This window comes from Pseudomonas sp. PB103, from assembly GCF_009764635.1.
Lineage (GTDB): Bacteria > Pseudomonadota > Gammaproteobacteria > Pseudomonadales > Pseudomonadaceae > Aquipseudomonas.
The window spans coordinates 23,285-36,506 of record NZ_RWIL01000002.1; the positions used below are offsets into that span (position 1 = coordinate 23,285).

At 59.3% G+C, this 13,222-nt stretch carries 9 protein-coding genes; 5 read left to right on the plus strand and 4 right to left on the minus strand.

Features of this window, described 5'->3' with window-relative positions; translation table 11 throughout:
* Nucleotides 1-22: 22 nt before the first annotated feature.
* Complete coding sequence (locus EJA70_RS00170) at nt 23-1,432, minus strand: MATE family efflux transporter (RefSeq protein ID WP_008089009.1); 1,410 nt, start codon at nt 1,430-1,432, stop codon at nt 23-25.
* 211 nt (nt 1,433-1,643) lie between these two features.
* On the opposite strand from EJA70_RS00170, the gene pdxB reads away from it, so the two are divergent.
* Nucleotides 1,644-2,786, plus strand: coding sequence for a 4-phosphoerythronate dehydrogenase PdxB (pdxB, locus tag EJA70_RS00175; protein WP_158828808.1), 1,143 nt, complete (start codon nt 1,644-1,646; stop codon nt 2,784-2,786).
* A gap of 184 nt (nt 2,787-2,970) precedes the next feature.
* Here the strand turns inward: pdxB and EJA70_RS00180 are convergent, their stop codons facing one another.
* Nucleotides 2,971-3,150: a PA1571 family protein gene (locus EJA70_RS00180; RefSeq protein WP_158828810.1), complete on the minus strand. Its 180-nt coding sequence runs from the start codon at nt 3,148-3,150 to the stop codon at nt 2,971-2,973.
* Between the two features lie 256 nt (nt 3,151-3,406).
* On the opposite strand from EJA70_RS00180, the gene EJA70_RS00185 reads away from it, so the two are divergent.
* Nucleotides 3,407-5,191 carry an ABC transporter transmembrane domain-containing protein gene (locus EJA70_RS00185; RefSeq protein WP_158828812.1) on the plus strand — a complete coding sequence of 595 codons (1,785 nt, stop codon included), beginning with the start codon at nt 3,407-3,409 and terminating at the stop codon, nt 5,189-5,191.
* 154 nt (nt 5,192-5,345) lie between these two features.
* Here EJA70_RS00185 and EJA70_RS00190 read toward each other — a convergent pair whose 3' ends face one another.
* On the minus strand, nt 5,346-7,274 hold the full coding sequence (locus EJA70_RS00190; RefSeq protein WP_158828814.1) for a transglycosylase SLT domain-containing protein: 1,929 nt from the start codon (nt 7,272-7,274) through the stop codon (nt 5,346-5,348).
* Nucleotides 7,275-7,488: 214 nt separating this feature from the next.
* Here EJA70_RS00190 and EJA70_RS00195 point away from each other — a divergent pair, with 214 nt between their 5' ends.
* Nucleotides 7,489-9,411 (plus strand): ATP-binding cassette domain-containing protein, encoded by a 1,923-nt coding sequence (locus EJA70_RS00195; protein WP_158828816.1) that lies wholly within the window; start codon nt 7,489-7,491, stop codon nt 9,409-9,411.
* Nucleotides 9,412-9,552: 141 nt separating this feature from the next.
* Here the strand turns inward: EJA70_RS00195 and EJA70_RS00200 are convergent, their stop codons facing one another.
* A complete protein-coding gene (locus tag EJA70_RS00200; protein ID WP_007910454.1) occupies nt 9,553-9,990 on the minus strand; it encodes a universal stress protein in 438 nt (145 codons plus the stop codon).
* 103 nt (nt 9,991-10,093) lie between these two features.
* Between EJA70_RS00200 and EJA70_RS00205 the strand changes: the two genes are divergently transcribed.
* Nucleotides 10,094-10,531 carry a hypothetical protein gene (locus tag EJA70_RS00205; protein WP_158828818.1) on the plus strand — a complete coding sequence of 146 codons (438 nt, stop codon included), beginning with the start codon at nt 10,094-10,096 and terminating at the stop codon, nt 10,529-10,531.
* A 522-nt stretch (nt 10,532-11,053) separates the two neighbouring features.
* The gene (fadB, locus tag EJA70_RS00210) at nt 11,054-13,201 is read left to right on the plus strand and encodes a fatty acid oxidation complex subunit alpha FadB (protein ID WP_129394799.1); all 2,148 of its coding nucleotides are present in this window, start codon (nt 11,054-11,056) and stop codon (nt 13,199-13,201) included.
* The last annotated feature ends 21 nt before the right edge of the window (nt 13,202-13,222 follow it).

Here is a 13,222-nt window from a genome sequence, read left to right on the forward strand (position 1 = left end):
GCAGGTCTTTTTTTATGGGCGATCAGCCCGCCGAACGGCTTATCCGAATACGCTTGCGCGCGCTGCGCGTCAGGCGGATCGACAGCATCAGCGCCGCACAGCTCAGGCCGACAATCAAACCCTGCCACAAGCCGCTCGGGCCGCGTGGCTCGCCGAGCCAGTCGGTCAGACCGAGGGCGTAACCCACCGGCAGACCAATGCCCCAATAGGCGAACAGCGTCAGAATCATCGTCACCCGAGTGTCCTGATAACCGCGCAGCGCGCCGGCGGCAGTGACCTGAATCGCGTCGGAAAACTGAAATAGCGCCGAGTACACAATCAGCATCGCCGCAATGTGAATCACCGTCGGGTCAGCGGTGTAGATCGCCGCAATCGGCTCACGCAGTAACAGCATCATGCTCGCCGACAGGCAGGCGTAAGCCAGCGCAGTGCCCATGCCGACGCCGGCCGCAAAGCGTGCTTCACGCGGTTCTTCACGGCCCAGGGCCTGACCGACACGCACAGTAACCGCCATGCCCAGCGAATACGGAATCATGAACACCAGCGAGCTGACATTCAGCGCAATCTGATGCCCGGCCACGACAGTGGCGCCCAAGCTACCGATCAGCAGGGCGATCACCGCGAAAATACTCGATTCGGCAAACACCGCGATGCCGATCGGCAGACCGATCGACAGCAGGCGCTTGATCACCGCCCATTGCGGCCAGTCGAAACGGCTGAAAATTTCGCTCGAGCGATACGCCGGGGCCCAGCGCTCATAACCAGCCAGACCCAGCGCCATCACCCACATCACAATCGCCGTGGCCCAGCCGCAGCCAACGCCGCCCATGGCCGGTACGCCGAAGTGGCCATAAATGAACACGTAGTTCAGCGGGATGTTCAGCGCCAGACCGCACAGGCCCAACACCATCGCCGGGCGGGTACGGCCGATGCCGTCACTGGTGCAGCGCAGCACGTGATAGAACGCCACCGCCGGCAAGCCGCTGGCGATGCCGTGCAAGTACTGCATGCACGGGCCGATCAGCTCCGGATCGACCTTCATCAGGTGCAGTACCGGCTCGGCGGCGACCAGCATCGCGGTAGCAATCAAGCCGACCACCAGCGCCAGCCACAACGCCTGACGCACGATCGGGCCGATTTCGCTGTGGGTGCCGGCGCCGAAGCGCTGGGCGACTTTCGGCGTGGTTGCCAGCAGGGTGCCGGTCATCAACAGGAACACCGGTACCCAGATCGAGTTGCCCAGCGCCACGGCCGCCAGATCCTTGGGCCCGACGCGCCCGGCCATCACCGCATCGACGAAGCCCATGGCCGTGGTCGCCAGCTGCGCGATGATGATCGGCAGCGCCAGGGCGAGCAGGTTCTTGAACTCCAGACGAATCCGCGCGGGGCGGGTGAGGGAGGCGGCGAGGGGTTGGTCAGTTACGGAATTCACAGGCAAAGCGTCCACAGAGATTGATGCGCAGGGCGGCGCATTCTACGCCGCTGACGGCTTGGTCAGGAAAAATCCTCTGTTGCGCATTTGTAATCTGTAGGCGCTGCCGCAGGCTGCGATCTTTTGATCTTGTTTTTAAGATCAGGATCAAAAGATCGCAGCCTGCGGCAGCTCCTACAGTTAGACTGCCGATTCGCCCAAGGAGCCCCCTATGCTGATTGTTGCCGACGAAAATATTCCGCTGCTCGACGCTTTTTTTGCCGGTTTCGGCGAGATCCGCCGGGTGCCGGGCCGTTCCATCGACCGTGCGACGGTCGAGCAGGCCGACGTGCTGCTTGTGCGTTCGGTGACCCAGGTCAACCGGGCGCTGCTTGCGGGCAGCAAGGTCCGATTCGTCGGCACCTGCACCATCGGTACCGATCATCTGGATCTCGATTACTTTAATGAAGCCGGCATCACCTGGTCGAGTGCCCCCGGCTGCAACGCCCGTGGCGTGGTCGATTACGTGCTGGGCAGCCTGATGACGCTTGCCGAAATCGAGGGCGTCGATCTGACTCAACGCACCTACGGCGTTGTCGGTGCCGGCGAGGTCGGCGGTCGGCTGATCAAGGTTCTGCAAGGTCTGGGCTGGAACGTCAAAGTCTGCGATCCGCCGCGTCAAGCTGCCGAGGGCAGCGATTTCGTCAGCCTCGAACAGATCATCGAGCAGTGCGACGTGATCAGTCTGCACACGCCGTTGACCCGCAGCGGTGATGGCGCGACCTGGCATTTGTTCGATCAGCAGCGTTTGCAGCAACTCAAGCCCGGCACCTGGCTGATCAACGCCGCGCGTGGCCCGGTGGTCGATAACGCTGCGCTGCGCAATGTGCTGCTGGAGCGTGAAGACCTGCAAGCGGTGCTAGATGTCTGGGAAGCCGAACCTGAAGTCGACGTCGCGCTGGCTGAGCTTTGCGTTTTGGCTACGCCGCACATCGCCGGTTACAGCCTCGATGGCAAACAGCGCGGCACGGCGCAGATCTATCAGGCGTACTGTGAATTTATCGGTCAGCCCGCGAGCATCCTGCTCAGTGACTTGCTGCCAGCACCGTGGTTGTCGGAAGTTTCCCTGCACGGCGAGAGCGATCCGGCCTGGGCGCTGGCGATGTTGTGCCGTGGCGTGTACGACCCGCGCCGCGATGATGCGGATTTTCGTCGTAGTCTCGTAGGCAATGTGGCTGAGCAGCGTGCGGCGTTTGATGTGTTGCGCAAGCAGTATCCGGTGCGGCGCGAGATCGAAGGACTGAAAGTGCGGATCGAAGGCGAATCAACGGCGTTGCAGCAGATTGTGGCGGCACTCGGCGCGGTGGCTGTTTAAAGACCGAGGTGGCTTCATCGCTGGCAAGCCAGCTCCCACAGGTTTCGCGGGTGTACTCGGACTTTGAGCACGACGAAAATCCTGTGGGAGCTGGCTTGCCAGCGATCGCTCCAACGCAAAGCTCAAGTGTTCAGACATAAAAAACCCGGCCAAAAAGGGCCGGGTCAGGAAGACGGTGGCTATATCACTCTTGTTCGGCAGGCTTGACCAATCGCTTGTCCAGTTCGCGGCAAGCGTCCTGGATCATGTCTTCAGTGATCGGTACTTCGCGGCCCTGTTCATCAATAATCGAGCAACCCAGAGTCTGGCCGGGTTTGGTGCGGATCACTTCAATCTTGTCATCGCTGCTGTGTTGCAAGGACATGGCCTGTCTCCTCATCAGGTTGTGTACTCAGGTTAAAACCGCCACGTGACCGGGCTGTGACAACTCCCTGCGGTCTGTCGACAGCGGCATCTCCACTCAAACAGAAATGACCGCTGGTCTCAACCGAGACCTTAGACCGATAGCAACTATGGCCTAGTCTTTGGGGGCATATTTAACCTGACTCATTGTGATTTACAGAGTTCCACCCCATAGAAGGTTTAGGCTAGCCCTTTCATCAACACGGATGTGTACCTGAATGACCCCGAAGTTTTCCTCACGGCACCGTCGCGCCCTGCGCCTGACCAGTCGATTTCTGGCCCCTTACCGCTGGCAAGTCATTGGTGCGCTGCTGGCGTTGATCGTCACCGCTGCCGTCACATTGTCGATGGGGCAGGGCATCAAATTGTTGGTCGATCGGGGCTTCATGACCCAGTCGCCGCATCAGCTCAACCAGAGCATTGGCATCTTCATGTTGATGGTGCTGGGCCTGGCGGTGGGCACGTTCGCGCGGTTTTACTGGGTGTCATGGATCGGCGAACGTTGCGTGGCTGACATTCGCCGCGAGGTGTTCAACCATCTGGTTTATCTGCACCCCGGCTTTTACGAGAACAACCGCAGTTCGGAGATTCAGTCACGGCTGACAGCCGACACGACACTGTTGCAATCGGTGATCGGTTCGTCGCTGTCGATGTTCTTGCGCAACCTGCTGATGGTCATCGGCGGCGTCATCCTGCTGTTCGTCACCAATGCAAAACTCACCAGCATCGTGGTGATTGCCTTGCCGTTCGTGGTTGCACCGATCCTGATTTTCGGCCGCCGCGTACGCAACCTGTCGCGGTTGAGCCAGGACCGGGTCGCCGATATCGGCAGCTATGTGTCCGAAACCCTTGGCCAGATCAAAACCGTACAGGCCTACAACCATCAGGTGCAGGACGAGCGGCGTTTTGCGTCTACGGTCGAGGAGGCTTTCGACACGGCGCGCAAACGCATCTTCCAGCGCTCGTGGATGATCACCATGGTTATCGTGCTGGTGCTGGGCGCGGTGGCGGTGATGTTGTGGGTCGGCGGCATGGACGTGATTGCCGGGCGAATCACCGGTGGCGAACTGGCCGCGTTTGTCTTTTACAGCCTGATCGTCGGCAGCGCGATCGGCACCCTGAGTGAAGTGATTGGCGAACTGCAACGCGCGGCGGGCGCAGCCGAACGGATTGCAGAGTTACTCGGTTCGCAAAACATCATCCAGCCACCTGCCACGGGGCTGGTGACCTTGCCGGAGCGTGTCACGGGTGAACTGCAGTTGCAGGATGTACGGTTTTCCTACCCATCGCGTCCGGAAAGTTACGCGGTCAACGGTTTGAATCTGACGATACGGGCCGGTGAGACACTGGCATTGGTAGGGCCGTCCGGTGCTGGCAAGTCCACGGTGTACGACCTGCTGTTGCGTTTTTACGACCCGCTGGAAGGGCAGATCCTCATCGATGGCGTGCCGCTGACCCGTCTTGATCCGCTGGATCTGCGTCGCCACTTTGCGTTGGTGTCTCAGTCGCCTGCGCTGTTTTTCGGCAGCGTTGAAGAGAATATTCGTTACGGCAATCCCGGAGCGACCCTGGAGCAGGTCAAGGACGCTGCAAAAATTGCTCACGCTCACGACTTCATCGAAAAGATGCCCAATGGTTACCAGACCCATCTGGGCGACGGCGGGCTGGGCCTTTCGGGTGGCCAGCGCCAACGCCTGGCGATTGCCCGCGCGTTGCTCGTCGACGCACCGATCCTGCTGCTGGACGAAGCCACCAGCGCCCTCGATGCTCAGAGCGAACACCTGATTCAGGAAGCCCTGCCGAGCTTGATGCAGAACCGCACCACGCTGGTCATCGCACATCGCCTGGCTACCGTGAAAAACGCCGACCGGATCGCGGTGATGGATCAGGGACAACTTGTTGCTATCGGCACCCATCAGGAACTGATTGCCAGCAATCCGCTGTACGCGCGGTTGGCGGCGTTGCAGTTCAATGATGGAAAAGTCACGGCTGATCAACTCTGATGGGCACTGCTTGCATCGGCGGATGATCGGTCTATAGGCACCTGTAGGAGCTGCCGCAGGCTGCGAACTTTTGAATTAAAAATGCCCGCATGAAAATGCGGGCATTTTTTTTAAGCAGGATCAAAAGATCGCAGCCTGCGGCAGCTCCTACAGGTCATTGATCATCGAAGTAACGCTCGTGCCAATCCACCAGCGGCTGTGGTGAGTTGAGTTTCTGACCGTAGATCACCGAGTACGACAGCACGTTCTGCACATACTGGCGGGTTTCGTCGAACGGGATGCTTTCCACCCAGACGTCGAAACTCAGGTGGTCAGCGCCACGCAGCCATTGACGCACTCGACCCGGGCCGGCGTTGTAGGCGGCGGAGGCGAGGACGCGGTTGCCGTTGAACTGGCTGTGAACCTGGCTCAGGTAGGCGGCGCCGAGCTGGATGTTCTTGTCCGGATCGAGCACCTGCTGCGGCGAGGCCAGCGGGATGCTGAATTTGCGCGCGGTTTCCTTGGCGGTGGCAGGCATCAGTTGCATCAGGCCGCTGGCACCGACGCCGGAGCGGGCGTCGTCCATGAACGCGCTTTCCTGACGGGTGATGGCAAACACCCAGCTCGAATGCAGGCCGCGAACCTTGGCTTCACGCACGAGGGTGTCGCGGTGGGCCATCGGGAAACGAATGTCCAGATCGTCCCAGTATTGCGCCTGGCTGATGGTGCGAATCGCCGGGAAGTACCATTTCAGGTCATAAGCCAGTTTCGCCTGGGCAACCATTTCGTCGCGGTTGAAGTGACGGCTGACGTGGTACCACTCGCGGCGCCCATCAACGATCTGCCCACGGGCATGGAATTCCAGCGCGCGGCGAACGCCAGGGGTGTTGCGCACTTTGTTGATCAGCGCCTGGCTGAGCACCAGTGGCTTGTTGTTCAACGAGTATGGCGATTGCGAACGATCGGCGGCGAGGAAACCGTAGAAATCACGTTCGCGCGCCAGATTTTTGTACAGGGTCTGCGCTTCCGGGTTCTGCGGTTGCGCGAGCTCCAGGCTGCGTGCCTGCCAGTAGCGCCAGCGGTTGGTGGTGGCCAGATCCTGCGGCAGACGTTTGGTCAGTTGATAGGCATCATCCCAACGAGCCAGACGCAGGAGCAGGCGCAAACGCCATTCGGAGACGGTGTTGTCACGCAGCTCCGGGTCGTATTTGGTCATCACGTCCAGCGCGCGGCTGTCGAAACGCCGGGCCAGGGTCAGGCCGATTTCACGGGCGATCGCAACTTTCTCATCACGGGAGAAATGCATGCTGCTGGCATAACCGTCGAGCAGGGCCATGGCCTTGTCCGGATCCTGACGGGCGAGGCGGCGCAGGCCGAGGCTGACCACATCAGACATTGGCTCATCGGCCGGGGTGAAGCGCGACGGCTGGTTGAGCAACTCGGGTTTCTGTGCGACATCGACCAGCAAACGACCGCGCGGGGCGAGGGTGGTCAGGCCGTTAACGAGGCTGTTGGCCAGCGGATAGTTGCGCGCCTGAGCGGCGAGTTTGGTGCGCTCCCAGCGTTTCTGTTCAGTCAGTTGGCCGTCAGCGGCCCAAATGCCGAACAGCGCGTCACACGCGGCGGGCTGCGATTTACCGGTCAGCCAGAGCTTGTCGGCGTTGGCATAGCCCTCGGCTTTCTTGTTGTGAGTGATCTGGTACTGCGCATTCAGGCAGTCCAGTTCGGTGAAGTTGAGTTTCGGGTCGTAATACTTGACGAAAGTTGCCCAATCGCCACGGTCGGCCAGCCAGCGCAACCAGCGCAGCTTCATCCAGTTGGCCTGGGGCAGGTCACCGTGCTCGGCGAGGAATTTTTCGATTTCCTCGTTGCTTGCGCTTTTCAGGCGCGCGGTCAATTCGTCGTAAGCCAGATACGGTTCCAGCGGGTAATCGGCCAGCGCCTGGCTGTAACGGAAATACGGGCCGGTATCACCCTTGGCCAGGGCGCGCTTGGCTTCATCGTAATACTGGCGTTGGGTGGACAGGTCCACCGCCTGGGCGGATTGAACGGCAGCGGCGGAAAGTAGCAAACAGGACAAAACACTGAAAAGGCGACTGCGCATGAGACATCCGGGCAGAGAAATCATGACAAGTGCCGACACGAATCAGCACTGAATTGTCTGTAGCTTAGCCTTTTGCCAGCAAGCGGCGAAAGCTTTGCCGGCCTCACAGCACAAGTTCGCAACAAATGTTGTGCAGAGTGCTTCGACAGACAAATTGCCGGCCTGTTGAAGCCCTAACTCAGGTAGAATGCGCGCCCGGTTTTTGGAGAAGCTCATGACCCTGCTCAAATTCAGCGATGTGTCCCTTGCGTTCGGCGCTATGCCGTTGTTGGACAAGGTATCCTGGCAGATCGCCCGTGGTGAGCGGGTGTGCATCATCGGCCGCAACGGCACAGGCAAGTCCAGCATGATGAAACTGGTCAAGGGCGATCAAAAGCCTGATGACGGCTCTGTGTGGCGTGCTCCCGGTCTGAAAATCGGCGAATTGCCGCAAGAATTGCCAGTGGCCGACGATCGGACAGTGTTCGATGTGGTCGCTGAAGGCCTTGATGGCGTGGGCGCGTTGCTCGCCGAATACCATCACCTTGCGCAGAACTGCGTCACTGAAGAAGACCTGAACAAGCTGATGCACGTTCAGCAAGACCTCGAAGCCCGTGACGGCTGGCGCTTGCAGACTCTGGTCGACAGCACCCTGAGCCGCCTGCAACTGCCGGCCGACAAGACCCTCGCCCAGTTGTCCGGCGGCTGGCGTCGTCGCGTGCTGCTGGCGCAGGCGCTGGTGTCCGAGCCGGATCTGCTGCTGCTCGACGAACCGACCAACCACCTGGACATCGGTGCGATTGCCTGGCTCGAAGAAGCGCTGAAAGATTTCCAGGGCGCCGTGCTGTTCATCACGCACGACCGTTCTTTCCTGCAAAACCTCGCCACGCGCATCCTCGAGCTGGATCGCGGCGGCCTGATCGACTGGAACGGCGACTACGCCAGTTTCCTCGTGCACAAAGAAGCCGCGCTGGCCGCTGAAGAAACCGCCAACGCGCTGTTCGACAAGAAACTGGCCCAGGAAGAAGTCTGGATCCGCCAGGGCATCAAGGCGCGCCGCACCCGTAACGAAGGCCGCGTCCGCGCCCTGAAAGCCTTGCGCGTCGAGCGTAGTGAACGTCGTGAGCGCACCGGCAAGGCCAACATTCAGCTGGACACTGCCGACAAGTCCGGCAAGCAGGTGATGGTCCTCGAGAACGTGAGTTTCGCTCACCCGGGCGGCCCGTTCCTGATCAAGGATTTCTCGATGGTGCTGACGCGCGGCGACCGTATTGGTTTGCTCGGCGCCAACGGTACCGGCAAGACCACGCTGCTGAAACTGATGCTCAGCGGTCTGCAACCGACCAGCGGCAAAGTGGAAGAGGGCACGCGGATCGACGTGGCCTACTTCGACCAGTTGCGTCACCAGTTGGACCTGGAAAAAACCGTTATCGACAACGTCGCCGAAGGTCGCGATTTCATCGATATCGACGGTCAGAGCCGCCACGTGTTGAGTTACCTCGGCGACTTCCTGTTCAGCCCGCAGCGTGCCCGCACGCCGGTCAAGGCGCTGTCGGGTGGTGAGCGTGCGCGTCTGCTGCTGGCGAAACTGTTCAGCAAGCCGGCCAACCTGCTGGTCCTCGACGAACCGACCAACGACCTCGACGTGGAAACGCTGGAGCTGCTCGAAGAAGTGCTGCTGACCTTCAATGGCACCGTGCTGATGGTCAGTCACGACCGGGCATTCCTCGACAACGTGGTTACCAGCACGCTGGTCTTCGAAGGCGAAGGCAAAGTGCGTGAATACGTCGGCGGCTATCAGGACTGGATCCGTCAGGGCGGCTCGCCGCGCCTGCTGGGCGTGACTGAAAGCAAATCCGGTAAAGCTGACCTGAATTCGGCTGTAGTGACCGCTGAGCCGGCTGCGGTAGCTGAACCTGCCGTTGCCGCCCCGGCGGCCAAAAAGAAGCTGAGCTATAAGCTGCAGCGCGAGCTGGAAGCGTTGCCGGGCGATATCGATGCCAAGGAACAGCAGATCGCTGCCGTGGAAGCTGAAATGGCTGACGCCGGCTTCTATCAGCGTCCTGCGGCTGAGACTGCCAAGGTGATTGCATCGCTTGAGCAGTTGCAGGCTGAGCTGGATGCTTTGATGGAGCGTTGGGCTGAGCTGGATGCCTGATTGATCCGGCAATAAAAAAGCCCGGCCTCATTTGCGTGAGGCCGGGCTTTTTGTAGGAGCTGCCGAAGGCTGCGAGCTTTTGATCTTGTTTTTAAAACCAACGTCAAAAGATCGCAGCCTTCGGCAGCTCCTACACAAGGGTTAGCGTTTGACCAGGTGCACGGCAAGGACATCGCAAGGTGCGCCGTGCAGCACGTCATTCGCAGTGGAGCCGAGCAACAGCGCCAGACCATGACGACCATGGCTGCCGACCACGATCAGATCGCACGCTTGTTCCTTGGCGAAATGATGGATTTCCTGGCGTGGCTGGCCGTAGGTCAGGTGGCAATTGGCGCCTTCGAGTTCGGAATACTTGAGCTTCAGGCGCTCCAGGCGCTCCTTGGCCTGATCGAACTGCTGTTGTTGCAGTTGTGACAGATCCATCGGCACGTCGCCGCCAAACGCCATGGCCATTGGCTCGACGATATGCACCAGCGACAGCTTGGCGCCATTGCTCACGGAAAGCTCGCGGGCGCGGTGAATCACAGGGTCGCACTCTTCAGTCAAATCTACAGCGACCAGGATGTGGTGATAGGGCATGAGGTGCTCCTCCTGAGGTTTCAATATTGTTAAGTATGGCTGGTTTCAAGCGCATTGGTTCCAAAGTGACACAATGCGCTCACCAAGAATGGGGAGTAGAGATATGACGGTCTGGTTGGTGGTGTCAATCCTGTTGGTGGTTTTAAGTCCGCTGGCATGGTTGCGCCCATCGCGCGCGCAAAGCGGCCGTATTGCCCTGCGCATGGAGGCGCGGCGCATTGGCCTGGCCATGCAATTGGCGCCTCAGGAATGGCCGCACTGGCTGTCGCAAGAGCCGCCGAGCCCGTGTGCGCAATACCATCGCCCGCGGCGTAGCAAGCAACCCGCGTGCTGGACTTACTGGCAGAAATCGCCGGGTGTGTGGGTCAATCAATGGCAGGAGGTCTGCGAATATCGCGCGCTGCTCAATCATTTCGAAAAGTTGCCGGGCAACGTTTTCAAAGTTGAGGCGGATGCGCAGATGATTGCCTTGTATTGGGGCGAGAAGGGCGAAGCCACGGTATTGCAAGATATCGACGCCACGCTGAAAGCGCTGGCATGACGCGCGGACTTTTCCCACTGCAACGGTGGGGAACGTCCGGCAGACGCGCAATAAAAAGCCCGACATGATTCATCGGGCGGGGTTGGCCAGGCAGGCCGGTAATTCTTTGCTGATGTGCCGGGTGCATTGAGTGCATTTCCCTGTAGTCCAGCCAGCGTAGCCCGTTAAACAGGGCTCGGCGCCAATTAGGGCGAATTTTCTAACTATTGATTCTATGAATGGCTTCACATGCAGACGCGTGTTGCTGGTCTTCGTGGTACGGAAATGACCGCAAAGTCGCATTTCAACCCGCATTTTGGGCGATTGACAATTGTCGGAAATTCCGTGAAGGTGACGTACCCAAATCAAACGGGCGTATGAATTGAGCGTTTGTCTTACTGACCGCTCCTACAGAATCCCGACTATCGCGTTGGCGGGTGTGCCGGGTGGATTGGCGTTAGCATCGACGAAAAAGCGTCCTGCCGAGCCATTCGCCTGCGTCCGACGTGTACTGTTCAGCTTCCATATCGTGGAGATCAGTTGATGATTTACGAAGGTAAAGCCATCACGGTTAAAGCTCTTGAAAGTGGCATCGTCGAATTGAAATTCGACCTCAAGGGTGAGTCCGTCAACAAGTTCAACCGTCTAACCCTGAACGAACTGCGTCAGGCCGTAGACACCATCAAGGCAGATGCTTCGATCAAGGGCGTGATCGTCAGCAGTGGCAAGGACGTGTTCATCGTCGGCGCCGACATCACTGAATTTGTCGAGAACTTCAAGCTGCCGGATGCCGAGCTGGTTGCTGGCAATCTCGAAGCCAACAAGATCTTCAGCGATTTCGAAGACCTCAACGTTCCGACCGTAGCGGCCATCAATGGCATCGCCCTGGGCGGCGGTCTGGAAATGTGCCTCGCAGCTGACTATCGCGTCATGTCCACCAAGGCCAAGATCGGTCTGCCGGAAGTCAAACTGGGCATCTACCCAGGCTTCGGCGGCACCGTGCGTCTGCCGCGCCTTATCGGTGTTGACAACGCTATCGAGTGGATTGCCTCCGGCAAGGAAAACCGCCCTGAAGACGCGCTGAAAGTAAGCGCCGTCGACGCTGTGGTTGCTCCAGAGAAGCTGCAGGAAGCTGCCCTTGAACTGATCAAACGCGCCATCTCCGGCGAGTTCGATTACAAGGCCAAGCGTCAGCCGAAACTTGAAAAAATCAAGTTGAACGCCATTGAGCAAATGATGGCTTTCGAAACCGCCAAAGGTTTTGTCGCCGGTCAAGCTGGCCCGAACTATCCGGCGCCGGTTGAAGCGATCAAGACCATCCAGAAAGCCGCGAACTTCGGTCGTGACAAGGCGCTGGAAGTCGAAGCCGCCGGTTTCGTCAAGCTGGCCAAGACTTCTGCCGCGCAGAGCTTGATCGGTCTGTTCCTGAACGATCAGGAACTGAAGAAAAAGGCCAAGGCCTACGACGAAATCGCCAAAGACGTGAAGCAGGCTGCCGTACTCGGCGCCGGCATCATGGGTGGCGGTATCGCTTATCAGTCGGCCTCCAAAGGTACGCCGATCCTGATGAAGGACATCAACGAGCACGGCATCGAACAGGGTCTGGCCGAAGCCGCCAAACTGCTGGTTGGCCGCGTTGATAAAGGTCGCATGACCGCTGCGAAAATGGCTGAAGTGCTCAACGCCATTCGTCCAACCCTTTCCTACGGCGACTTCGGTCACGTTGATCTGGTGGTCGAAGCTGTTGTCGAGAACCCGAAGGTCAAGCAAGCCGTACTGGCGGAAGTCGAAGGTCAGGTCAAAGAGGACACCATCCTTGCGTCCAACACCTCGACCATTTCCATCAGCCTGCTGGCAAAAGCCCTCAAGCGTCCGGAAAACTTCGTCGGCATGCACTTCTTCAACCCGGTGCACATGATGCCGCTGGTGGAAGTGATCCGTGGCGAGAAGTCGAGTGAACTGGCTGTTGCCACCACCGTTGCCTACGCCAAGAAAATGGGCAAGAACCCGATCGTCGTCAACGACTGCCCGGGCTTCCTGGTCAACCGCGTTCTGTTCCCGTACTTCGGCGGTTTCGCCAAGCTGGTCAGCGCCGGTGTGGACTTTGTCCGTATCGACAAGGTCATGGAAAAATTCGGCTGGCCGATGGGCCCGGCGTACCTGATGGACGTGGTCGGTATCGACACCGGTCACCACGGTCGTGACGTGATGGCTGAAGGCTTCCCGGACCGCATGAAGGATGACCGCCGTTCGGCCATCGACGTGCTGTACGAAGCCAAGCGCCTGGGTCAGAAGAACGGCAAGGGCTTCTACGCCTACGAGGCCGACAAGAAAGGCAAGCAGAAGAAAGTCGCCGATCCGTCGGTGCTGGAAGTGCTCAAGCCGATCGTTTACGAGCAGCGCGAAGTCACTGACGAAGACATCATCAACTGGATGATGATCCCGCTGTGCCTGGAAACCGTGCGTTGCCTGGAAGACGGCATCGTTGAAACCGCCGCTGAAGCCGACATGGGTCTGGTCTACGGTATCGGTTTCCCTCCATTCCGTGGCGGTGCACTGCGCTACATCGATTCGATCGGTGTTGCCGAGTTCGTTGCCCTGGCTGACCAGTACGCTGATTTGGGCGCGCTGTACCACCCGACCGCGAAACTGCGTGAAATGGCCAAAACCGGCCAACGGTTCTTCGGTTAAGCGTCCCAACTTTTGAGCGAG

What these genes read in the sequence shown, in the direction of transcription:
- EJA70_RS00200 (WP_007910454.1), bottom strand. Translation starts at nt 9,990, where the DNA reads ATGCCCTATCACCACATCCTGGTCGCTGTAGATTTGACTGAAGAGTGC.
- EJA70_RS00205 (WP_158828818.1), top strand. Translation starts at nt 10,094, where the DNA reads ATGACGGTCTGGTTGGTGGTGTCAATCCTGTTGGTGGTTTTAAGTCCG.
- fadB (WP_129394799.1), top strand. Translation starts at nt 11,054, where the DNA reads ATGATTTACGAAGGTAAAGCCATCACGGTTAAAGCTCTTGAAAGTGGC.
- EJA70_RS00190 (WP_158828814.1), bottom strand. Translation starts at nt 7,274, where the DNA reads ATGCGCAGTCGCCTTTTCAGTGTTTTGTCCTGTTTGCTACTTTCCGCC.
- EJA70_RS00180 (WP_158828810.1), bottom strand. Translation starts at nt 3,150, where the DNA reads ATGTCCTTGCAACACAGCAGCGATGACAAGATTGAAGTGATCCGCACC.
- EJA70_RS00195 (WP_158828816.1), top strand. Translation starts at nt 7,489, where the DNA reads ATGACCCTGCTCAAATTCAGCGATGTGTCCCTTGCGTTCGGCGCTATG.
- pdxB (WP_158828808.1), top strand. Translation starts at nt 1,644, where the DNA reads ATGCTGATTGTTGCCGACGAAAATATTCCGCTGCTCGACGCTTTTTTT.
- EJA70_RS00185 (WP_158828812.1), top strand. Translation starts at nt 3,407, where the DNA reads ATGACCCCGAAGTTTTCCTCACGGCACCGTCGCGCCCTGCGCCTGACC.